The following is a 23475-nucleotide window of genomic DNA, read 5'->3' as shown; positions in this document are numbered from 1 at the left end:
TGTTATAACCCGGCGGCTTGCCGTTTCTGGCGGCCTTTGGCATGGATTTCGGCGATATACTCGGAGCACCGCCAGGCGTTAGCCATCATCGTGAGCGTCGGGTTAACCCCCAGGGACGTTGGGAAGCTGCTCCCGTCCAGGATGTAGAGGTTCTCGACATCGTGGGCTTGGCACCACTTGTTGAGCACGCTCTTGGAGGGATCATTGCCCATCCGCGCGGTACCATGCTGGTGGCAAGTGTTGCCGGTCAACGAGTTTTCGGGAATGACTTTGATGGTTTTCGACGCCCCTGCAGCTTCAAGGATCTCCGCGTTTTTGTTGATCATCCATTTTGCCATGCGAATATCGTTCGAGTGCGGTTTGTACGTAATCCGCGCAACCGGCATTCCCCAAGCATCCTTGACCTCGGGGTCCAGGTCCACTCGGTTGGATTCTTGAGGCAGATCCTGAAGGATAATCCCGATCTTCATGGAGTAGTTGTAGAAGTCGCGGTCCGCATCCTTCATGGCCATCCCCCACTCCGGCCTGCCCGGGAAAACCCAGTTGATCGGGTGTCCTACTTGCGACGCAGCGAGGATACAACCGCCGATGTGCCCTCTCTTCTCATCGGTCTCGTAGAACTGCATCGAGCCTCCGCTGATGTAGTGACCGGCAAACCCGTAAAGAGGATCGTGCACTTCTTTGTCGAAGAGGCCGGTCGCGAACGCGTATTCGTGGAAGGTGGCGTTCTTTCCGACCAGTCCGCTGCTGTTCGCCAAGCCGTCCGGAAACAGGTTGGACTTGGACAGCAGCAGCAGCCGTGCCGATTCTATGGCACCAGGGCACAAAACCACGATGCCGGCCTCCTGTTCGACCTCGCGCCCTTCCGAATCGAAGTAGATTACCCCTTTGGCACGACCGTCTTTATGCAGGGTGATTTCACGGATGTAGCATCCGGTTCGCAGATCGCACCGTCCCGTCGCCAGAGCTTCGGGGATAAAGGTAGTCAATGTGCTCGACCGAGTGGTTCCCGGGTCGCCGTACTGATTCCAGAATCCCGTCCAGTTCGTCGGAGTCCTCCCCTTATGGGGTTTCGTGATGATGGCATGTGGAATCGGGAACGCATTGATCCCGAGCTTCTTGCTCCCCTCGTAGAATTTCTTCCCAAACCTCGTCGGTGGCAGCGGCGGGGTAGGATATCCTTTGCTCCGGCGCGGTTCATACTTGTTTGCTTCAGCAAGGCCGGAGATACCGAACTCCCACTCGACCTTGGTGAGGTAGGGCTCGAGATCATCATAGGTGATCGGCCAATCCGCAAGGCTGGCGCCTTCAATATCGCCATGCAAAGTGTGCATTTTAAAGTCGCATTCCAACGGACGCGGGACCCATCCGGCCCAATGCACCGTACCACCGCCGACCATCTGCGGCGTAGGAGAAAACTGGAACCGTTTCGCTTTCGTGTGTTCATCCGGCCGCACGGTCCTCGGGCTGATCTTCGGGTCCGGCCAAAGGTAGTTCCGGTTAACATACTTAAGTTCGTCACCCGAGAAGTTCTCCGGCTTCATCCGGGGACCTTTCTCCAACACCACGACTTTCAATCCTGCTTCTGCCAGAACCTTAGCGGTCGTGGCGCCGGTTGCACCTGCCCCCACGATACACACGTCGACCGGTTCGGGCTTCTTCACATACGTCATATCCTATCTTCCCCTTTGCAGACGAATTCGTTCCCGCGAAAGGGATGGTTCTCGCTGCGCCCCCATCGATTTCGCGGGTGATGGTGATCATTCAACTGTTTCACAGCTGCGCCCACTGCCTCGGACGGATGGCGGTACCAGTCCTCGTCCATCGGTTCATCGCAGCCACGTGCGCCGTCCTGCGTACCAGCTTAGAAGCTGCTGCTCACCGACGCCCGTTCCAGGTACTTGACGATTTCCCGGGCGAAGGCCGGCAGGTCCTCAGGCGTTCGGGACGTAATCACGTTCCCGTCGCATACGACCTCTGCATCTACCCACTCGCCCCCGGCGTTGACCACGTCGTCGCGAATCGGCAGATAGCCCGTCACCCGCCGCCCGCGCACCGCACCCGCCGACGCGAGCATCCATCCGCCATGGCAGATCGCCGCCGTCAGCTTCCCGGACTCGTACGCCTTGCGGACGAGATTCACCATCGGCCGGGAGAGCCGCATGTGATCCGGGGCGAACCCGCCGGGAATCACCACCGCATCGAACTCATCCGCCTTGACCTCATCCGCGGACCGGTCCGCTGTGATTGGATAGCCGAGCTTGCTGTGATAAGTAGATTTCCTGCCCGATCCGACGATGACGACCGTCGCACCCTCCTCTTGCAGCCGGAGTACCGGATACCACGCCTCCAGCTCCTGGTAATCATCCTCGATCAGCAGCGCAACGCGCCTGCCGTTTAACCTCATAGCTTTCGCTCCCTTCCATTCACTTTCATTATCAATTCATCTAGCACGCCCCCAAGCAGGCCGTTGCCGTTCCCCGTCCGGGTGAGCATTACGCTCTCTGGTATTTGCCGGGCTTCTTGGCAGCTTCCAGCCTTTCGAAGAGCTCCCCGCTTGTGATCACGTCGCCGTAGTTCATTTGGATATTCCGCAGCGCTTCCCAGTGCTGCCCGTACCCCAGAGGCACATCGTGCGTATGGGGACTAGGGACCGCGGTCGTGCAGTCTGCCAGCACGATAACCTTGTAAGTTCTGTTCCATGCGTCGATCGTGGTGGCGTGGACGCAGTTCGCCGAGGTGATCCCGGCGATCACCAGAAACTCCGTTCCCAGCTCCCGCAGGTATTCTTCAAGCTGCGTGCCCACGAAGACGCTGAAGCGGCTTCTCCGCAAGACCGGTTCGCCTTCCCGGGGTTCCAGTTCGCCTGCAAAATGGTCTGTCTGAGGGTTCCCCCAGCTTGCGGCCGACTCCGGCGTGCCCGGATTCAAGGCCGGCCATTTCAAAGCGCAGATGCCCTTATCCAGACCCTCAGGACTCAGGCCCCACTGAGACCAGATGACCGGACTGCCTTCTTCACGGAACCGCTTGACGACCCGCTCGACCGGTTCGACCGTGTCCTTTCCGCTCGGGGCGCCCCCCACGCTGGGAATGGCCAGCGCACCATCGGGATCGGTGCATACGGGCTGCATATCCATTACGAGCAACGTCGCGCGCTTCGGATCGATCTCCGGCGCAACCATAACACTCCTGTCAATGACCTTATCAATATTTTCCAGCGTGAATTTCAAAGACGACATGCGAATTCCTCCTTCTGAATTTTAGAGTTGGTTCGAGCCTTACTTCCCGTTATGGACGTGGTCATTCCTTGCGGTTACATGACTTCCACCCCCTTAAAATGCTCTACGGTTTCACATTCTCTTTTTAAAATTCGCTGCCATATTTTGATACCGCATCTAAATTGACTTCAATTCCCAGTCCGGGATTATGGGGAACCGGCAGTTTTCCTTTTTGCAAGGTGATCGGTGTTGTTAAAAGTTCATCTCGGAGAGGATTAGGGTTTCGATCATACTCGACGATCGGTTCATTTTGCAGCGGAACGGGATGTGCCGTATGCGGACTTGGCGGGATCGATGCCAATACATGAAGCGCCGCTGCCAGGGCGATTCCCGACCCCCATACATGGGGGATGACCGTTACGCCAAAGCTGGAGGCCAGTGCCTGTATTTTCATCCATTCGGAAAAACCTCCGGAAACGCAAATATCCGGTTGGGCTATATCTACACAGCCCCCTACAAATAAATCCCGGAAACCAAATCGGGTAAACTCGCACTCACCTCCTGCAATGGCAATGCTTGTTGAAGATCTGACCTCGCGGTAACCCGCCCGGTCCTCCGGCACCACGGGTTCTTCCAACCACCTGACATTAAATTTTTCAAGTTCCTTCGCCATTTTCACTGCCGTAAAAACATTATAGGCATGGTTGCAATCCACCAATAGGCAAGTGTCGGGCCCGATGGCCTCTCTAATGGTTCTCACCCGCTCTATATCCTCTTCTATGGAGAACAAGCCTACTTTCATTTTTAAAATCTGAAATCCCGCGTCCACGTAAGAACGAGCTTCTTCAGCCAATTTGGGCAGTGATGCCTTGTAATTGAGAACATCCTCGCCTCTGTAGTAGCAGCCTGTGGCATAGGCCGTTATGCTTTTCCGAAACGGGCCTCCAATCAAGTTATGTACCGGTTGATGCAGCATCTGGCCATAGATATCCCATAAAGCGATATCTATTGCGCTTAACGCTTCAATATACGTTCCTTTTTGTCCGAAATCCCGCGTATCTGCATAATGCTGTTCCCAAATTTTCATCGGATTTTGCAGCTCTTGATTGATTAATTTGGGTGCCAAGACGTGTTTAACAACAGCTGCGACGGGTTCGGGAGGACCGTATTGCCCTCCCTCCCCCCACCCCACGAGCCCATCGTCCGTCTCTACTTTTACGATGAAACTGTTTCTCTCCGGAAAAGAGCACTGGGAAGAGTAAAAACGTTCATTACCCAACGGCGTTCGCAATATATACGTTTGGATACTTTTTATTTTCATATCGTTCCTCCTCACAAAGTTGGGGGTTCATTCCATATTTCCCAAAACCTTCTGGTTGCCCGCCACGTCAAGGACTAGCTCATGCAATTGGTTTCCCAACTCAAAGGACTGCTCCTTGTTTCCGCTTTCAGGTTCTTGAGCGGCCTTCTCCAGTGCCTCCTGCAGCAAGTCTATCGTTTGATCATTCATTACACTTGCCGCAATTCCGGCGCTTAACATAATCATAATATTATGTATACAATGATGTTGAAATTCGTTATATAATTCGACATTTACTGAATATCGTATGGTTCATATTCAAAGTGTATACTGCAATATTCGTTTTCATGACTCAAATTGGATTTCATTGTATACAATCATGTCAACGCTTCCAATTTAACACAGCTTTTAAAATTAATCAACATCTTTTTCAAAATTTAGCAATAGGGTTCTGATTACGGGCAGGCATGAAGTAAAAGCCGTTTGTTTGGTGGCGGAACGATCCCAAGTGAATCATTCTTCACTTGGGACGTCATTTTAGTCGCTGCCCACCAATCCGTTTATTTACGTTTTGTGCCAAGCGCCCAGTCTACATAAGCTTCTCTCATATCCACATTATCTTTATCAACAATAACCGTCGGAACATTCTGAATCTTATCAATAGAGAAGCCCAGAACTTGGTGCATAAAAACAGATTTAATTAATTCACGCCCCATATCAACCGTACCGACATCAACAGTAGCTGTCAGCTTCCCTTGACGGATCGACTCAAAACCGGACTTCAGGCCGTCCGCACCGATAACCATAATGCCTTCCTTGCCATCCCACAGCTTTAGACCGCGTCCTTCGACGGCCTGCACGGCGCCCAGAGCCATTTCCTCATTCTCTCCATAGATTAAATCGACATTCGAATGTGCTTGCAGCAGGTTCTCGGCAGCCTGCATCCCTTTGTCCCGAACGTAATCACCGCGTTGTTCTCCTACGATTTTCATATCGGGATACTTTGAAATCGCCTCCAAGAAACCATTTTTACGTGAAGTAGCAAAGTAACCGGGTAAACCCCATACCAACAAAATATCGCCTTTTCCGCCTAACTTTTCAGCTGCATATTGACCTACAAGATACCCTGCCTGGTAATGATTGTTGTAACTGATTACCGAGACCGCCTTCAAATCGTTTTCATCCCACATTTCAGCCGGCATATTAAACAAATAAATCATGGTTCCCTGTTTCATCGCCTTCTCATAGACGGCGTTCATAGAATCAAAATCACCGGTAGTACAAACAAATATGGCATCAAATCCTAGTGACGTCCAGTTTTCGATGGTTGCCACTTGCGACTCTACCGACTGAAAATTACCCGGTGCTGCCATCTGAAACTCGAATTTCACACCAAATCGGTCACTTAATTCATTCATCATCGTATTGGCGGCATGTTCAAAAATGTCATAATGCTCGGAAGCGGCCGGCGGTGAAAATCCGATTTTAAGTGTAGTCCCGTTTGCTGCTTCTCTCACAAATTGTTCAAAATGGCTGTCTCCCCACTGATAAACGCTGCCAGATGGCAGACTGTAATTCTCTTGAGGCGCAGAAGAATTGTCGCAACCTGACACTGTCAAAATGGCAAATAAAGATAAAAATAAAATACTCCATCTCAATTTTTTGAACGACATAAGATAGACCTGCCTCCTTCATTTTAATGGAATTTTTTCTGTACAGCTTCACACGTCCCCGCTCACCTTCTAAGAAATATCAAGGATTAAACGTTTTTTGTCTCTTTGTCTCACCCCCTTTCAGCTTTCACTTTGTCTTTGAAGTAACCGGCCAAAATCGGTACGGATACGGCAAGAAGAATAATGAAGCCTATAACTATGGTCTCCCAATACGGATTCACATTGTTAAGATTCATGGCATTTTTGATCATAAATAAAATAATGGCCCCGAGCGCAGTTCCGATTAAGGTTCCTTTCCCGCCGGCTATTGCCGTTCCTCCGATGATCGCAGCAGCAATAGCCTCCAACTCGTAGCCCTTGCCCATTTCAGGATTTACCGTGGTAAGACGCGAAGCCAGAAGAACACCTGCTATTGAGGCGGTAAGCCCGGATAGTGCATAGACCTTAATGCGCAGCCTATCGACCTTGATGCCCGATATACGAACCGCCTCTTCACTGCTTCCCAGAGCCAGAATATGGCGGCCAAATTTCATTTTCCGATATACGATTAGGAGCGCGATAAGCAGAACAATCGCTATAATCACAGGAAACTGCACGCCAAAAATGCGTCCCGAGCCAAGAAATTGAAAACCGTTGGTCATATATGAACGGAAAGGAATGGCTCCAGTCCAAACGTATAAGATACCTCGCAGAATAATCATCATGGCTAACGTAGCCATAAAAGGAGATATATTTAATTTAGTAATGGTAAGCCCGTTTACGGCACCAATAAATACCCCAAGGATTAAGGCCATTGCAACCGCTATGACAACATGAACATCCTGTTTAAGCAACCATGCAGCCATTCCACCGCATATACCGCATATAGATCCAACCGATAAATCAATACCGCCCGTTGAAAGGACAAAGGTCATGCCAAAAGCCAATATCATGACGAATGAAGCCTGCTGCAGCACGTTGAAAAGATTCGTATGAGTTAAAAATTTTTCCGAGAAAAACGACATCGCTATTATGATTACTCCCAGGACTATGAAGAGGCCCAGGAGATGCCGGTCGATTTTTAGGGAAAACCCGAAGGCGTGTTGCCTGCCCATCATTTCCAAACCCTTATTTTCCAATGTCACACCCTCCTCTTGACGTATCTTTATTTTCGACGGTATGGCTCATATCAGTTTTTGGCGGCTAAATAACGTTCAATCGTTACTGCAATAATAATGATCAGCCCGGTAATGATTAAACGATAAAACTGGTTCACGGAAAGAAGATCCAAACCGTTGGATACAAGTCCAAGGATTAAAGCGCCAATCGCCACCCCAACCACACTTGCCTTGCCGCCAAACAAACTTGTGCCGCCAATGACGGCTGCAGCGATCGCATTCAGCTCATATTCTGAGCCCATTAATGGCTGCACAGACGTTAGACGTGAAGTCAGAAGGATACCGGCTGCTGCTGCGAGCAATCCCGAAATGGCATACACACTGATTTTGATTCTATCCGTGGACACACCGGATAAGCGTGCTGCTTCTGTATTGGAGCCTGTGGCTATAACAAGGCGTCCGTAACTGGTAGATTTGAAGATAAAATACAATACCAGAAAAATGACCAATGTGATCAAAACCGGCATCGGAATTCCCAGCACTTTTCCTTGAGCAAGAAAGGCAAACTCCGGAGTGACAAAATTACGAATGGGTTCATCTTTCGTGAGCAGGAATAACAGTCCCCGTGCGATATATAGCATGGCAAAGGTCACCAAAAAGGCCGAAACCCCCAATTTAGTGATGATGAGCCCATTGATGGTCCCAATGAGTAAACCTACAAATAATCCTGCCGGGATGGCGATCCACATGGTTGAGCCACTCATCATTAACCAACCGGTAACTCCGCCAGCGAGTCCAAGCACCGACCCGACAGATAAATCAATGCCGCCCGTTGAAAGCACAAATACGGTTCCAAAAGCAACCAGCATAACGAATAACGATTGCACCAATACGTTTAATAAATTTCCGACCGTCAGGAAGTTTGGCGCCGTCACGGCCAAAAACAGAAATAACAGGACGAGGATAACGGATACGCCAACCCCGTCGCGTGTCATAAGGATAAAAAAACGATTTTTAGAATGAGCTGCTTTATAGGAATGGGTTAAAATTTTAGGATTCATCATCATTTATGTCCTCCTGAAGCGTAGTACATTATGTTCTCCTCTGTAGCTTCCTCACGTGAAAATTCATGTACAAATTCTCCTTTATGCATTACATAGATCCGGTCGGAGAGTCCCATAAGCTCAGGCAGGTCGGAGGAAACCATCAGTATTCCTCCCCCATTACGTACAAACTCTGCCATTAAATGATAAACCTCGACCTTTGCGCCTACATCAATTCCTACCGTCGGTTCGTCAAAAATCAACACTTTGGGCTTGGTGAAGAGCCATTTAGCCAGAATGACTTTTTGCTGGTTGCCGCCACTTAAGAACCTTACGTTTTGATGCACAGAAGGGGTCTTAATGCCTAAACGTTTTACATAATCCGATGCGATATCTAATTCTGCTTTTTTCTTTAAAATAAACTTTTTTGAAAGAATTTGTTTCATCGAAGCGATGGTTATATTTTTGCTGACTGACATTTCGATTAACGCCCCATGCAATTTCCGGTTTTCCGGGAGCAAGCCGATACCGGCACGAATGGCATCACGCGGAGACTGAATTCGAATGGGTTTCCCATTGACTTCTATGGTTCCTGAACGGATTGGATCAGCACCTGCAACTGCCCGTACGGTTTCCGTTCGTCCTGAACCGGCAAGCCCGGCTATCCCTACAATTTCTCCTTCTTTCACATGGAAACGGATATTTTTTAAAACCCCTGGCTGGTTTACATCTGTCACTCGCAAAACTTCTTTGCCGATTGGAACGGTTTCTTTTGCAATGAAATTCGATATCTCACGCCCTACCATCATGGAAACGAGCCGGTCAACATCAGTCTCTTCGGCATTCACTGTTGCTATGTGCCTTCCGTCACGCATGACATGAAAGCGGTCGGCCAGCAAGAACAGCTCTTTGAGATGATGGGATACATAAATGATCGATACGCCTTGTTCCTTTAGGGCACGAATAAAGTCGAATAAAACTTCGCGTTCGTGTTCGGCAAGAGCAGCTGTTGGTTCATCCATAATGACGACAGAGGCCTTGACAGAAAGTGCTTTCGTAATCTCGATAACGCGATTTTTCAGAGCGCCAAGCTCGGCTACCGGCCTTTTCAAATCCTCTACGGTAGAAAAGAAATTCCGGTAAAGCTTCTCCGTTTCCCGGTACATTTCTTTTTCATTTAGAATTTCCACTGCACCGCCGAGATACGAGTTATAAATTTCCCGTCCGAGATATACATTCTCCACTGCAGTTAAATGAGGGGCTAGCGTCGGCTCTTGAAATATGGTACTAATCCCAAGTTCTTGAGCATGTCTGGCATCTTTATTTCTACAGATTTCCCCCGAACCCGGATTTCCCCGCTATCCTTGCGATATAAACCCGATAAAATCTTTATCAAAGTAGACTTGCCGGCACCATTTTCTCCTACCAGCGCCAGCACTTCGCCCTTTCGCACTTCGAGCGAAACGTTTTCAAGCGCCTTCACACCGGGAAATTCCTTGGTAATTCCGGTCATCGAAATAAGCACGCCATCATCTGCTACTCCCATTTGCGATCCTCCGTTCCTATAAATTCCCGGGCAGCTGAAGCTGTTAAGCATAACAAAAGTTCATCTTCTTTCATCTAAAAGAGTCCCAGTCTTATTGGGACAAGAATAAGGCCAAGACTCTTTTTTTGCTGCACCAAAAACAATATTGAAATAAAATTTAAGGGGTACTCATTTCAAGCTCTTCGATGGCCAGGAGCGCCGCTTGCGCACATTCGGCGTCTTGATCTGCCGTACCGCCCGAAACTCCAATCCCCCCTACCAATTGCTCCTCGATATATATGGGGCAGCCCCCTCCAAAAATCGTCATTCTGTCGGCGTGTACAAGTCCATGCAATAATGAAGGGGTGTCTTTAATGATCGGGTACCAATCCGCTGTAGGGATGCCAAAGCCAACGGCTGTATAAGCTTTGTTTTGGGCAAGTTGACTGGGAATAAGCTGGGCTCCATCCATTTTTATGTATCCTGCTAAATTCCCGCCGTCATCCAGAATAGCAACGCATATTTGTATATCCAGCTCTTTCGCTTTGTCCATGGCATAATTTAACATTTTACTCACTACTTCTTGCGGCAAAATCGTTTTTTTCGGTATGGACATCGATTTCAATCCTTTCGTTATGGTTATAGATTAAAAAGATCAAAGCCATTTGATAGGTAGTAAATGAGAATGCATTAGTTTACCCGATCTGCGAGGACGGATAAAGCTCGTGTACCTTAGGGTCGTGGGCCGGCAGCACGATCGCGTCCATCCTGCGTATCAGATCCATAGCGGCAACCACATTTTCGAAGTTATAGTAGTAACCGATGGGAATGTCGGCTTCGAGGTTCTCGTACATATAGATTTCGTCGCCGGGGATGATGACGATTCCCTGAGCGGTCTCGACGGTCACCATCTGGTGGCCGGGGCTGTGGCCGCCGGTCCAGATCACCCGGATGCCCGGCAGTACCTCCACTTCGCCGTCGACTAGCTCAAGGCGCTCCCACGCCTCGTTCGCCAGCCAGCCGAACGCCTCGCGCGGGAAACCAACCCGGGGAGCGTAACGCTTGTTTTCGGGCATAAGAACATAGAGCCACTCGCGACGGTTGAGGATGATGCGAGCATTCGGGAAAAGGCGGGCATTGATGTAATGGTCAAAATGCAAATGCGTCAGGATCAGCGTATCCACGTCCTCTGGCGCCACGCCGGCTTGTCGCAGCAGCGCTTCCGTCGTACGGCTTGGAGCGGAAACGCAGCGCCTTATTTGCTCTTCGGTCAGGTAGCCTTCTAAATTGTCTATGCCGGTATCGATGAGAATCGTGTGTCCTCTGCCTTGGACAAGAAAGAAATTTTGCACGATCTTGACCGGATCGTGTCGACCGAAGGCGTGCAGGTAGATCACGGTTCCCGGCGCGACCCACTCCCCGTTGTTCAAGATGGTCACGGTGTACATGAGCTCTGTTCACCCTTTCTGCTGTTTTGCGACCCTTTTACGAGTATCGGCCTCGGCTAACGAGTCGGTAAAATTCTCTTCCGCGTCGGCTGCCGGCTCTACCAAACCCGGACGCTCAGAAGGCGTGCTCACGGGTCTTTCATCCGCTCTTCCCGCCCGGTCACCGTACGTGTCAACCCGACAGCAGGAGGGCGAGGGCGAGTTATTCAGTGAGCATGGACCGACTGTCGAGAAGTACTCTGCCGAGAACCTCGCTTTCCCTATACCCGCTAAACTCTCACCGTTGCCAATGACGTTAAGCTATGATCGAACCTTTTCGAACACGGTACTGACTCGCGCTAGTTCAAAAACCCGGTGCATCCGCATTGCCGGGTGTGACCTTCTGCGACAGGATGTGGGAATGACGCCTCTTGATGTACTCGGCGCAGCGGACGGCAAGCGCCTGCAAGGTACTGGTCGGATTGACGGCGGCGCTGGTCGGCAGCGAACTGGCGTCGACGATGAACAGGTTAGGTACGTCCCAGGTCTGATTGTATTTGTTGGTTACCGAATCTTCCGGCGTATTTCCCATCCGGCAGGTGCCCATAATGTGCCATCCTGGCGGTGGTTTCGTAACGCCTGTAACCCCCGTACTGCTTGAATCGGTTAGGCCGCCGGCGGCCTCGGCAGCCTCGCGCGCCCTTTGCCTGCCGAACTCGATGAGTCGAGCGTCGTTTTCGGGCAGCTTGTAGTGCAAGTGCGGCGCGGGAAGCCCGCTTGAATCGGTGACTTTGGGGTCCAGCGTGACCCTGTTTGTTTTTACCGGGAGATCCTCTCCCTGCACATAGACAAGCACATGCCGACCAAAGTGTTCGTTGAAAAATTTCCGGTGATCCGCCCCCCACGGCGCAAGATAACCACTCGTCGTTCCCATCGCCGTATAGGCTGAACCGTTTGCCCGCCCGACTTGAAATGAGAATCCGTTGACAAAGTTATGATTTGGATTCGTGTCGTAGAACTCCTGACTGTACAGGGACGCTGGTTCGGGGCCCTTGAAATCTTCTATGGGTTCGTCGAACCAAAAATCTTCGAAAGCCCAGCTGTGGAACATGAGGTGCGTGCCTACAAGTCCGTTGCTGTTCGCCAAACCGTCCGGGTGTCCGTTCTGGGCGGACATCAGGAGCAAGCGGGGGGTACCGACGGCATTCGCACACATCACGACGATGTCGGCACGAACCTCGTGCCGCTCGCCGGTGATCCGGTTGATGTAAGTCGCGCCAGTAGCACGCCCGTCTTTGCCAACGTTAATCCGCTCAACCCGCGCGTTGGTGCGCAGATCGACACCGTTTCGGATGGCCTTGGGCCAGTAAGTGACATCAGTAGAGCCGATCGAGCCGCGCGGGCACCCGCTTAAGCAGGGTCCGCACGCATTGCAGGGGAGACGGCCGTCTTTATGCCGGGTCAGGATAGCGTAGTCTGCCGGCCACCAGTGCCACCCGAGTTTCCCAAACGCCTTTGCCATCTTCAAGCCGAGCTTTCCCGGGGGGATAGGAGGACCATATCCCTTCAGCTTTTTGGGATTCCCCAGGTCGCCGACTACACGCGCCACCCCGAGCTCCGCGTCATTGATATTGTAGAACGGCTCCAGTTCCTCGTAGCTGATTGGCCAGTCGATCGTTCCTTCCAGCCCGTGCTCCGTCCCCTTACGAAAGTCAACCGGTTTGAAACGCGGCCAAGCGCCCGCGAAGTGTCTGGTTGAGCCGCCAACAGCGTTAAATACATACGGAGTTGCGTTGCCCGTGGTCGGATAGTCCTCCGGAAGCCTGCGCTTGTTCGGGTCGAAATCCCAACCTCGTTTCCTCTCGATCTCCCATTCGTGGTGGAAATGCGGGTGGTCGAGCGGGTGTACCCAATCGCCCTGCTCCAGGCACATGACTTTGATCCCTGCGTCGCTCAGCCGTTTGCTGACTGCGCCACCGGCCGCGCCCGCGCCGATTACCAGCACGTTCGTTTCTACATGTTTCGCCATTTTGATCCCTCCTCCAGAGTCATTTATTCCGACATGCTCGTTCTACTCACCATTTCATAACGACGGATTAACCTCAACAAACGGGATGGCCTTTACCTTGGCAAAATCGGCAGGCTGGAGCCAGAAGGGTTCTATCCGCTCACGGCCAAGGATGACATGCGTCTCATGCTTGTTTTCATTAGGGGCCAATGCAACCCGGTATCTATTTTTCTTCATTACAGGAAGGCTTGGAATGCTCCTCACTTGATGGTGGCTTGCCCCCTGCAGCTCCCGGCTGATCCGGAGTCCGGACGTTCACATACTTGACATCTTCTGTCCGGATATACGAGCCTTTTACTTGCGAGAACAACGATTCATCCCACGGTTCGATCACGTCCAAATAGCCGTAGGGCTGCGGAGAGCTCCGGTAATCACGGCCTGCCTCGAGATTCTCGTTTATTGCCTTCGTGACCTCGGGCCGCGAGTAGTACCCATAGTAGACCAGATCTCTGAACTGCGAGAAGAAGGTTGGCGACTCCTGCTCGATACGTTTGAGAATTTCGACCTGCATGGCCGCGTCTGCCTGGAGAAAGTCTCCGCCGAGCTTATCCAATTCTGCCTTGAAGTTATCCTCCCCGGCGAAAGGAAACCATTTAGGCTCCTCGCCGCTCGGCGTGATGTAGCGCGCGATAAAGCGCACTATCCCGACTTCGCTGGGCCAAGGAAACCCCTCGCCGCCGGGAATGATTCGATCAGCCGCCGCATTCAGGACCGCCACTTGCACCTCCGTGAACTCGATCAGCTTCACAAAACCGCCTAGACGCGGCTTGAGCGGGGCGAATTGTTCCTGTGGCTCCTTCGTTGGTCCAACATTTGTATTTCCTAGTTCCTCCTCGGGAAAAGACAAAGACGACACGCTAACTCCTCCCTCCAAATGCTAGAGTTACTTGTGTCACCATCCCCGCGAAAGGGATGGTTCTCGCTGCGCCCCCATCGATTTCGCCGGTGATGGTGATCATCTTCGGTCAATCTTCAACTGTTATTTCACAGCTGCGCCCACTGCTTGGTACCAGTCCTCGTCTCGGTTCATCGCAGCCACGTGCGCCGTCCTGCGTACCAGCTTAGACGCTGCTGCTCATCGACGCCCGTTCCAGGTACTTGACGATTTTATCAACTTTCATTATCAAACCATAAGACCGTTGCCGTTCCCCGTCCGGGTGAGCATTACGCTCTCTGGTATTTGCCGGGCTTCTTGGCAGCTTCCAGCCTTTCGAAGAGCTCCCCGCTTGTGATCACGTCGCCGTAGTTCATTTGGATATTCCGCAGCGCTTCCCAGTGCTGCCCGTACCCCAGAGGCACATCGTGCGTATGGGGACTAGGGACCGCGGTCGTGCAGTCTGCCAGCACGATAACCTTGTAAGTTCTGTTCCATGCGTCGATCGTGGTGGCGTGGACGCAGTTCGCCGAGGTGATCCCGGCGATCACCAGAAACTCCGTTCCCAGCTCCCGCAGGTATTCTTCAAGCTGCGTGCCCACGAAGACGCTGAAGCGGCTTCTCCGCAAGACCGGTTCGCCTTCCCGGGGTTCCAGCTCGCCTGCAAAATGGTCTGTCTGAGGGTTCCCCCAGCTTGCGGCCGACTCCGGCGTGCCCGGATTCAAGGCCGGCCATTTCAAAGCGCAGATACCCTTATCCAGACCCTCAGGACTCAGGCCCCACTGAGACCAGATGACCGGACTGCCTTCTTCACGGAACCGCTTGACGACCCGCTCGACCGGTTCGACCGTGTCCTTTCCGCTCGGGGCGCCCCCCACGCTGGGAATGGCCAGCGCACCATCGGGATCGGTGCATACGGGCTGCATATCCATTACGAGCAACGTCGCGCGCTTCGGATCGATCTCCGGCGCAACCATAACACTTCTGTCAATGACCTTATCAATATTTTCCAGCGTGAATTTCAAAGACGACATGCGAATTCCTCCTCCTGAATTTTAGAAATTTAGAGTTGAGTTCGAGCCTTACTTCCCGTTATGGACGTGGTCATTCCTTGCGGTTACATGACTTCCACCTCCTTAAAATGCTCTACGGTTTCACATTCTTCCGCATCGGGACGATGCTCTACAGCCGCCTTGCGGACCGCCGACGGACGGCGAGCCAGGATGCCTTGATCAGGGCTTCATGGCCGTTTGCTTGTTCTCACCGTCAGACATGGTTCACAAGAATCCGCTTTAAAAAAAATAGTTTGGATTGTAAGCCCTTTCATTTCAAGGTGACAACGATTGATACCACATCTAAATTGACTTCAATTCCCAGTCCGGGATTATGGGGAACCGGCAGTTTTTCTTTTGCAAGGTGAGCGGTGTTGTTAAAAGTTCATCTCTGAGGGGATTAGGGTTTCGATCGTACTCGACGATCGGTTTATTTTGCAGCGGAACGGGATGTGCCGTATGCGGACTTGGCGGGATCGATGCCAATACATGAAGCGCCGCTGCCAGGGCGATTCCCGACCCCCATACATGGGGGATAACCGTTACGCCGAAGCTGGAGGCCAGTGCCTGTATTTTCATCCATTCGGAAAAACCTCCAGAAACGCAAATATCCGGTTGGGCTATATCCACACCAGTAAACTCGCACTCACCTCCCGCAATGGCAATGCTTGTTGAAGATCTGACCTCGCGGTAACCCGCTCGGTCCTCCGACACCACGGGTTCGGGAGGACCATATCCCTCCCCCCACCTCACAAGCCCATCGTCCGTTTCCACTTTTACGATACAGAGTTGGGGGGGCATTCCATTTCATATGGTTTTAATATTATTTTTCACTGCAAATAGGATGGATTCTTTGGTTCCTCTCACATGTTTTCTCATTCTGCGCTCCGCAAGCTCACCATCTCTGGCTTGAATAGCCTCAAATATTTCCCAATGTTCCTTATTGGATAATTCCAATCTTCCGGGAATATGGTTGGAAAAATAATGAAATCTCTGAATTTGGTTTTTAAAATCGGAAACGATCGTCAAAACCTTCTGGTTGCCCGCCACGTCAAGGACAATCTCATGCAACTGGTTTCCCAACTCAAATGACTGCTCCTTGTTTCCGCTTTCAAGTTCTTGATCGGCCTTTTCCAGCGTCTCTTGCAACAAGGCTATCTTTTGTTCATTGATCACACTTGCCGCAATTCTGGCGCTAATCCCTTCAAGCGCTTCTCTTACAGTAAAAATTTCCTCAAGATCTTTTACCGTTATTTCTTTAACCAAGGCCCCTCTTCTTGGAAAAAACTCGACCAAACCATCCTGGACCAGATGCCTGATCGCTTCCCTGATGGGCGTCCTGCTCACCTGATATTCCTTGGCCAGTTTTTCCTCGACCAAGGGTGTATTCGAAGGCAAATCGCCTTCCACAATCTTTTTCTTTAATGTTTCATAGACCACACTAAACCTCGAATTGCCCTGATCTTTGTTAGCCATTGCTTCTCTCTTCACTTTACACACTCCATTTGAATTTCAACTCATGTATACAATTATGTTCTAAATTCTTCATTTTAACCAATGTTGACGAAATATCATTCGATCCATTTTCAAATTGTATACTGTAATATCTGTTTTAATGACATTAATTATATATAATTGTATACAATATCTCTTGACGATTTCAATTTAACACACCTTTCCAAAATAATCAACAACTTTTTCTAAAAGCGGATTATGCAGACACTAAGGACAAAAAGATATCCTTAATCTGAAAAAGCCGCGCAGCGCGCGGATCTTAATGTATTTATGTTGTTTGTCCCCGACATCATACAAGTCCAATGACACAAACAATGATGTCTCAACAATCCCCCCCTTTGATGTTCTTGCCACAAAAATTCCCGCAAAGGTCATTGAACAAAAATGGGAGACCGGTTTTCCCTGTCTCCCGTTTTTTTCCTTTTCAAATACTAGTCCAGACGATCAGTTTTCATCGAAAACCTTCCCCAATGACATGTTATCCTTTACAGGAGGTTATTTCCAAGGCAGCAGTTTGCGCTCCAACCGTTCCAACGATCGGTTAAACACCAGGCCAAGCAGGGAAAGAAGCAAGACTCCAACCATCAAATTCGTCGTCATCATCAGATTGCCATAATGCAGAATCATCGAACCTATCCCTTTATCCGCCGCGATCATTTCCGCTGCAACGAGCAACAGGAGGGAATTTCCCGCAGCCAGCTTTAACCCTGCAAAAATGGTGGGCAATGACGCAGGCAGAGTGACCTTGCGGATGACACTTAAATGATTTGAACCGAACGTTACCGCCGCTTTGATTAGTATCGGGTCAACGTTTTTCACGCCGGCATACGTGTTGATCACTACGGGAAAGAAGACGCCCAGCGCGATAATCGTCAGCTTGGGCATTTCGCCGATGCCCAGCCACAGAATAAACAAGGGCAGCAGGGCGATCTTCGGAATCGGGTATATCGAATAAACGACCGGCGTTAACACCGAATCTACCCAACGGAAGAAACCGAGCAATAGCCCGATGACAATACCGGCAAATGACCCTAGGGCATAACCCGCTGCAATCCGGAATAAGCTTGCCAACACATTTTCAAGGATTTCCCCCGTCATCAGCATTCCCCATCCAACTGTAACAATTGCCGAAGGCGAGGGCAAAAACAACTCCGGCACCACGCCCGTACGGCAAAGCGCCTCCCACATGAGCACAATGCCGACGATCCCGAGCGCCGAAGCATAAGCCGGGGTCCGGTTCTCCAGAAAGGCTACCCGGTTGCGAATCATTTGCCGTCGAGCCGGAACTGCTGGTTTGCTTGCTTTTGTTTGCGCTTGTGCTTGCTCCATATTATTCACCATCCTTCAGCGCTTCTTGCGCATCATGACGGATGAGCTGCCAGATTTGATCCACATAACGGTCAAATTCCATGCGGTATTCCTCCTGATTGCGTCCGGCTTTTGGCAGATCGATGCGGATAATGCTCTTGATTTGCCCAGGATGTCTTGACATGACAATGACCCTATCCGCTAAATAAACAGCCTCCGGGATGTTGTGGGTGACATAAAGCGTGCTGAGTTTGGTACGGTTCCAAATGGCCAGCAGCTCTTCTTGCATAATCGTCCGCGTCTGCGCGTCAAGTGCCGAGAAAGGTTCATCCATCAGCAGAAGATCCGGCTCAACGGACAACGCCCTGGCAATCCCGGCACGCTGTCTCATGCCTCCGGACAGCTGCTTCGGATAAGCAGACTCAAACCCGGTCAGGCCTACCATTTCAATATAATGCCTGCCTTTCTCCTGCAGCTCCTCTTTGCTTGCACCCAGCTCCTGCAGGCCGAACACCACATTTTCGTATACGCTTCTCCAGGGGAATAAAGCGATTTCCTGAAACACAATCCCGATTCTCGGAACCTTATCCCCCTGCAGCCCGTCGAAATATACTTCACCATCGCTGGGGGACAACAGTCCCCCCACAATGTTCAATAGAGTAGATTTCCCGCATCCGCTCGGGCCCACAAGCACCACAAACTCCTGCTCCGCTATGGTAAAGTTGATGTTTTTCAGGGCGGTCAACTCCCGCTTGCGCGGATCGCCAAAGCGTTTCTCCACATTTTCGACAACGATTCTCATAGTTTATTCCCCCACCAACTTCAACGCTTCATCCAACATTCCGGTGTTAACGAAATCGTTCACATCGATGACCTTCGTCACGAATTTCTCTTTAACATACCAATCGATTTGCGCCTTAATATCGTCAACGTTCAGCTTACCGTCAGGAGCTATAAATGAGAAGGTTCCCTTAATCACGTCCTCCTGTTGATCCGTATACTTGGCGACGATCTTCGTTACTTCGTCAAAATTCTCCCCCTTCACCAACTTGCCGTCCTTTTGCGTAAGTACAGCATCGTAATAGTAACGCGCTCCTTTGATATAGGCTTTGAGAAAGCGTACGCCTGCCTCTTTGTTAACCGCAAATTTCGGCGAATAAAAAATCGCGGCCGATTCAGGGTTTATCTCATCCGAAACCCATGTCAACACTTTTCCGAAGCCTTCGTTCACCGTAATCGAAGCGGTCGGTTCGCTCAGTACAACGACGTCCATATTCTTGCTTCTCAATGTTTCCATGAGACTGCTCACGGAGTTCATGGATACCCACTGAACATCCTTGGTGTTCAGACCGTGCTTCTCCAGAATACGTCCCATATTGTAATGATTGGTGCTGCCAATCGACGTGACGCCGATCTTCTTCCCCTTCAAATCCTCCACCGTACGGATCGTAGAATCTTTATGCACCACTACACCGCCATAAGAATATCCTTTCTGTTCGCTGCCTTTATTAGCCACGATAACAATCCTTTGACCCGAAGCGATCATATTGTACAAATCCGCGGAAAGACCGCTCGCCCCTACGTCCACACTGCCTGACGCCACACCCACGTTGACATCCTTGGACGCATCAAAAAATTTAAATTCCGCATTTATGTTTTCGTCTTTAAAAAAACCTTTTTCCATTGCAATATACAGCGGCGCATTCGTCGTATATTTCAGCATACCCACGCTTAAAGAAAGCGTTTCCGATTTAGGAGGCGCCGTATTGGCCGATTCAGCTTTGCCGGTTTGTGATTTATCCGTCCCGGATTCTGAGGCGTTCCCTTTCACGGCCCCGTTTTTCGCGCAACCCAACAGTACAGTCGATAGAAGAACTACGACAAACAGCAGCGATACGGACACCTTTTTCATGGTTCAAACCTCCAGCTCAGGATAATGGTTATGAAGGATTAGCCAATTTTGTTATTTCTACAATGCCGTTATCGGCATCCACCTTGATCCAATCACCGGTTTCGATAATCGTGAGCGGATCTTGATCGAGATCGGTAACCGCTGGCGCCCGGGTTACCACCGCTCCCAAGGCTACCTTTGTCGTTACGACGTTGAAAATCATGGCCTTGGGTGCCGCACCCGCGAGCCGGGCGGTATGAAAACTGACGGACCATCCCGACGACCCTTTGGCTCCGGGAAATACAAGCACTTTATCTTTAAAGCTTTGGCCGTACAGTTCATGCCGCAATTCGGTAATCGTACCCGTCAGCGGATTGAGTCCACCCCAGCCGGATATCGTATCTTTGGTGACAAGGGCTTCACCTTCCGCGCACCCGCCTACAACTTTTCTTCCACGCAAAATAATTTTTTCATCTTAATTCACCGCTCCATTTGCCCGTTATTGCAGCATTGATGCAGTCTTCCAGGAACCCGAACCAAGTTTGAACCCCCATGATCGCCGGCAAATAGTGTGCCTGCTTGGCTGAATCCGTGGCAACCACCTTTGTTCCCTTGGGCAGCAGTTGCCCTACAGCCGGACAAGAATCGCTCATCAAGACCCCTCCGGCGTCGCTTATGATTTTGGTATACCCGTTTCGGTCGGCCAACTGCTTAATGGATCTCGGCGTGAAAATCCATAGCATCGTATCGCGGTTTACGCGTTTGCCATTCAACAGCTTGCAGATTTCCCAAATTTGTTCAATCGACGCGTGTGGACAGCCAAGCATAATAAAATCTACTTCTTTATCCTTTGCCGAGTGATTTAAATGTTCGTATGCTTTTTGCCTTTCCGCCTTCCCAAACTTGAAGCTGAACTTTGGCTTCTTTTTTCCGAAAGCCTCCTCCAGCGAATTGGCTTCTGCCGTTATTCCGGGGATGTGGAACAGCTCGACTCCGCCCGATGATGCGGCCGACGCCCCGAAATGCTTGATCCGGTAAAGATTCGGTACATGCCGGACACCGCTTAAGACCGGAATCCGTTCCCCCACCACCTCGCCAATGTAGTAACCCAGGAGTCCCCAATCCATCATGCTTTGGACATCCCATTCGACTTCCACCAAATCCGTACCCAGGCGATTTTCGTCAAGATGATAGCCCCAATACGGGATCTTTCCGGTTAGCATGGCGGCTCCGGTGCTTTTCTCGTCCTTCCACATTGGAGCGAGCCCCCAGCACCGAGTTAATGTACACAACCGCGGAGGATTCCATCCATGCGCAATGCTCGCCCTTAACCGGCACATTCCCAACCTGATATGGCGTACAGGTACTCATCAGTTGTACGCCGATCCCGGCGCTAAAGGCCTCATTTTTTTGACTTAACTCGTAACGATCTCGGGAAATTCCCTGGATTTCCCAGAGATCCTGATCAAAAGACTGAATAAGCTGGCAGGTGTGGGCCTTGACCATAGGAATTTCGACGACCTCTGAACTATCCAGGTTGAACTCGGAGAATACCGCATCAAAGCCTCCTGCTTTGGCCGCAAATTCCCGCATAAAGGGATTTGTCGCCACTACCGTACCGCACACGTTGTTGGTGTCGACCAGCCTCTCCGCTCCCAAAGCGTTCCCGTAACGGACGAGTAAGTCCATCGCCTTCTGTTTGGCCGGGCCTTCCTTGCCATCAAGCATTGCTTTTTCGTCATCGGTCAGTTTCATTTTATGGCCTCCATTCTATGATCTGCGAGAATGCCGCCACTCTGGGGCAATGGCTGGACTAAGCGCCGATAGATTGCAAGCCATCCGCGTTCGTCCGTCACGGGTTTGTTCTCCAGGCGCGAACGCCTCACCGCAAGCTCACTTTCCGGCACATCGAGATTGACGAATCGCTTTTCCACATCGATCGAGATCATATCTCCATTTTCCACAAGCGACATTGGCCCGCCATCGGCCGCCTCAGGGGAAACTTCGGCAACCACGATTCCCTTGTTGGACAATCCCGATTGCTGTCCGTCATGCACTAGCGCCACCTGTTCTCCTAACCCCTTTCCATCAAGAGCGAAGACCAGGGCGGTGACCACTCCCATCCCAGGAGTACCTTTGGGGCCGAGCCCTCTGAGTACGACCACTTGACCCGGTTTGACCTCGTCTTTGTTCACGGCGTCGACAGCTTCCTGAGTTGAATTGAACACGATCGCCGGACCGGTAAACTGAAGTTTTCGATCATCGGCAACCGCGAGCTTGACGATTCCGGTGTCCGGCGAGAGAGATCCCCGTACAAGTACAATAGAGGGCCTTTCGGCGAGCGCTCTATCCACCGGACGGATAATTTTCTCGTTGGCCACCACTGCATTACGGAGGTTTTCTTCCACGGTTTGGCCCGTTACCGTCATTGCGTTTTTGCAAAGAAACCGTTCAAGCTGCTTCATTACCGCTCTTGCGCCGCCGGAAGCCTCAAACTCCTCGATCGTATGCTCACCGTTGGGGCGGATGGCGCTCAGAAGCGGAATGTTATCGGCATACTGTTCGAACAAACGGTAAACATCCACTTCGCACTGAGCTTCTTTGGCCAATGCCTGAAGATGCTTTACCGAATTGATCGAACCGCTCACCGACAGCACCACCATCACAGCATTTGCAAAGGCTTCCGGTGTGAGGATATCGCGGGGCTTCAAGTCGTCGTCCCATACCATTTGCACAATTCTTTCGCCAGCTTGCCGCACCGTGTTCCACATCTTCGGACTATTGGCTAATACAGGTGTGCTTCCGGGGAGAGCCATCCCTAGAGCCTCGCAAACGATATGCATGGTATTTGCAGTTCCCATTCCTGCACATACTCCAGGTCCAAGAATGGCGTTCTCACTCATCTCGTTCAGCTCCGATACTGTTATCTGATTTCGTCCGGTTTCCCGATGTACGGCATTTATCCAAAGATCCTCAATATCCATATGTTCGCCCCGATATCGTCCGCTCGGCTGATAACCGCAAGCGACTACGATGGTTGGAATGTTAAGCCGTCCTGCCGCCATCAACTGCCCCGGCACCGTTTTGTCGCATGACACCAGGCAAACCATGCCGTCCAACATCGCCCCTTCCACTGCGACCTCTATGTCGTTTACGATTAAATCCCGGGCAGAAAGAATATAACCGCCTCTGTGGCCCGCGCTAGTGACGAAATCGACGGGCGCCGCCGTGCGTACCTCAAACGGGACTCCGCCAGCGGAGCGGATGGCTTCTTTCATCTTCGCAGCAATACCGTCAAGATGGGCAAAGCAGGCCGCCAGATCGGAAGAGGAGTTCACAATTGCAATCTTCGGCTTTTCCATGTCCTCCTCTGTGACACCGAGCACTCCCCATTCTGCCCGCCTTAATGCCCATCTTGCACTTCCAGGCTCAAAAGTACTCCTCAGCTTCTTTTTCATAGGATAGCTTCCCCTTTGCTTACTAT

The 23475-nt window shown here is 51.0% G+C and carries 24 protein-coding genes; all 24 read right to left on the bottom strand.

The genetic code is table 11. The annotated features are described in order from the left end of the window. Positions 1-2: 2 nt before the first annotated feature. Complete coding sequence (locus EXW96_RS03560; protein ID WP_074729904.1) at positions 3-1673, bottom strand: GMC family oxidoreductase; 1671 nt, start codon at positions 1671-1673, stop codon at positions 3-5. 191 nt (positions 1674-1864) lie between these two features. Beyond that, positions 1865-2407 carry a type 1 glutamine amidotransferase domain-containing protein gene (locus EXW96_RS03555; RefSeq protein ID WP_054818554.1) on the bottom strand — a complete coding sequence of 181 codons (543 nt, stop codon included), beginning with the start codon at positions 2405-2407 and terminating at the stop codon, positions 1865-1867. 88 nt (positions 2408-2495) lie between these two features. Beyond that, positions 2496-3239 carry a cysteine hydrolase family protein gene (locus EXW96_RS03550; RefSeq protein ID WP_062408303.1) on the bottom strand — a complete coding sequence of 248 codons (744 nt, stop codon included), beginning with the start codon at positions 3237-3239 and terminating at the stop codon, positions 2496-2498. A gap of 124 nt (positions 3240-3363) precedes the next feature. Then, complete coding sequence (locus tag EXW96_RS03545; RefSeq protein ID WP_174349896.1) at positions 3364-4539, bottom strand: mandelate racemase/muconate lactonizing enzyme family protein; 1176 nt, start codon at positions 4537-4539, stop codon at positions 3364-3366. A gap of 27 nt (positions 4540-4566) precedes the next feature. Beyond that, entirely contained in the window at positions 4567-4758 is a 192-nt protein-coding gene (locus EXW96_RS03540; RefSeq protein WP_335338490.1) for an FCD domain-containing protein, read from the bottom strand. Between the two features lie 320 nt (positions 4759-5078). After that, entirely contained in the window at positions 5079-6191 is a 1113-nt protein-coding gene (locus EXW96_RS03535; protein WP_062408310.1) for a sugar ABC transporter substrate-binding protein, read from the bottom strand. Between the two features lie 110 nt (positions 6192-6301). Then, complete coding sequence (locus EXW96_RS03530) at positions 6302-7309, bottom strand: ABC transporter permease (protein WP_174349895.1); 1008 nt, start codon at positions 7307-7309, stop codon at positions 6302-6304. A 50-nt stretch (positions 7310-7359) separates the two neighbouring features. Continuing rightward, on the bottom strand, positions 7360-8355 hold the full coding sequence (locus EXW96_RS03525; RefSeq protein ID WP_174349894.1) for an ABC transporter permease: 996 nt from the start codon (positions 8353-8355) through the stop codon (positions 7360-7362). After that, positions 8352-9614, bottom strand: a complete 1263-nt coding sequence (locus tag EXW96_RS28230; RefSeq protein ID WP_309225022.1) for a sugar ABC transporter ATP-binding protein — start codon at positions 9612-9614, stop codon at positions 8352-8354. The genes EXW96_RS03525 and EXW96_RS28230 overlap by 4 nt, the downstream gene beginning before the upstream one ends. After that, complete coding sequence (locus tag EXW96_RS03515) at positions 9593-9877, bottom strand: ATP-binding cassette domain-containing protein (RefSeq protein ID WP_217437236.1); 285 nt, start codon at positions 9875-9877, stop codon at positions 9593-9595. Before EXW96_RS03515 ends, EXW96_RS28230 begins: the two co-directional genes overlap by 22 nt. A gap of 157 nt (positions 9878-10034) precedes the next feature. Then, complete coding sequence (locus EXW96_RS03510; RefSeq protein ID WP_062408306.1) at positions 10035-10472, bottom strand: GlcG/HbpS family heme-binding protein; 438 nt, start codon at positions 10470-10472, stop codon at positions 10035-10037. 79 nt (positions 10473-10551) lie between these two features. Then, positions 10552-11304, bottom strand: coding sequence for an N-acyl homoserine lactonase family protein (locus EXW96_RS03505; protein WP_174349892.1), 753 nt, complete (start codon positions 11302-11304; stop codon positions 10552-10554). Positions 11305-11647: 343 nt separating this feature from the next. Then, the gene (locus EXW96_RS03500; protein WP_174349891.1) at positions 11648-13312 is read right to left on the bottom strand and encodes a GMC family oxidoreductase; all 1665 of its coding nucleotides are present in this window, start codon (positions 13310-13312) and stop codon (positions 11648-11650) included. Positions 13313-13514: 202 nt separating this feature from the next. Next, positions 13515-14207 (bottom strand): gluconate 2-dehydrogenase subunit 3 family protein, encoded by a 693-nt coding sequence (locus EXW96_RS03495; RefSeq protein WP_171006051.1) that lies wholly within the window; start codon positions 14205-14207, stop codon positions 13515-13517. Positions 14208-14515: 308 nt separating this feature from the next. Then, positions 14516-15259, bottom strand: a complete 744-nt coding sequence (locus EXW96_RS03490) for a cysteine hydrolase family protein (RefSeq protein WP_062408303.1) — start codon at positions 15257-15259, stop codon at positions 14516-14518. A 321-nt stretch (positions 15260-15580) separates the two neighbouring features. Further along, positions 15581-16078 (bottom strand): enolase C-terminal domain-like protein, encoded by a 498-nt coding sequence (locus EXW96_RS03485; RefSeq protein ID WP_254611198.1) that lies wholly within the window; start codon positions 16076-16078, stop codon positions 15581-15583. A 6-nt stretch (positions 16079-16084) separates the two neighbouring features. Next, positions 16085-16753 (bottom strand): GntR family transcriptional regulator, encoded by a 669-nt coding sequence (locus EXW96_RS03480; protein ID WP_054817275.1) that lies wholly within the window; start codon positions 16751-16753, stop codon positions 16085-16087. 534 nt (positions 16754-17287) lie between these two features. Next, positions 17288-18121, bottom strand: a complete 834-nt coding sequence (locus EXW96_RS03475; protein ID WP_174349889.1) for an ABC transporter permease — start codon at positions 18119-18121, stop codon at positions 17288-17290. Between the two features lies 1 nt (position 18122). Then, positions 18123-18902, bottom strand: a complete 780-nt coding sequence (locus EXW96_RS03470) for an ABC transporter ATP-binding protein (protein ID WP_062408301.1) — start codon at positions 18900-18902, stop codon at positions 18123-18125. A 3-nt stretch (positions 18903-18905) separates the two neighbouring features. Continuing rightward, positions 18906-20012 carry an ABC transporter substrate-binding protein gene (locus tag EXW96_RS03465; protein ID WP_174349888.1) on the bottom strand — a complete coding sequence of 369 codons (1107 nt, stop codon included), beginning with the start codon at positions 20010-20012 and terminating at the stop codon, positions 18906-18908. Positions 20013-20040: 28 nt separating this feature from the next. Next, on the bottom strand, positions 20041-20451 hold the full coding sequence (locus tag EXW96_RS03460; protein WP_217437235.1) for an aconitase X swivel domain-containing protein: 411 nt from the start codon (positions 20449-20451) through the stop codon (positions 20041-20043). 10 nt (positions 20452-20461) lie between these two features. After that, positions 20462-21247: an aconitase X gene (locus tag EXW96_RS26905; RefSeq protein ID WP_217437234.1), complete on the bottom strand. Its 786-nt coding sequence runs from the start codon at positions 21245-21247 to the stop codon at positions 20462-20464. Next, on the bottom strand, positions 21174-21746 hold the full coding sequence (locus tag EXW96_RS26900) for an aconitase X (protein WP_217437233.1): 573 nt from the start codon (positions 21744-21746) through the stop codon (positions 21174-21176). The genes EXW96_RS26905 and EXW96_RS26900 overlap by 74 nt, the downstream gene beginning before the upstream one ends. Continuing rightward, positions 21743-23449: a dihydroxy-acid dehydratase gene (gene ilvD, locus EXW96_RS03450; protein WP_174349887.1), complete on the bottom strand. Its 1707-nt coding sequence runs from the start codon at positions 23447-23449 to the stop codon at positions 21743-21745. Before ilvD ends, EXW96_RS26900 begins: the two co-directional genes overlap by 4 nt. Between the last annotated feature and the right edge of the window lie 26 nt (positions 23450-23475).

The organism is Paenibacillus sp. JMULE4, assembly GCF_013337105.1.
In the GTDB taxonomy this organism is placed as follows: domain Bacteria; phylum Bacillota; class Bacilli; order Paenibacillales; family NBRC-103111; genus Paenibacillus_G; species Paenibacillus_G naphthalenovorans.
The sequence above is the reverse complement of the archived record's forward strand: the minus strand, read 5'-3'. Positions and strand labels throughout refer to the sequence as shown.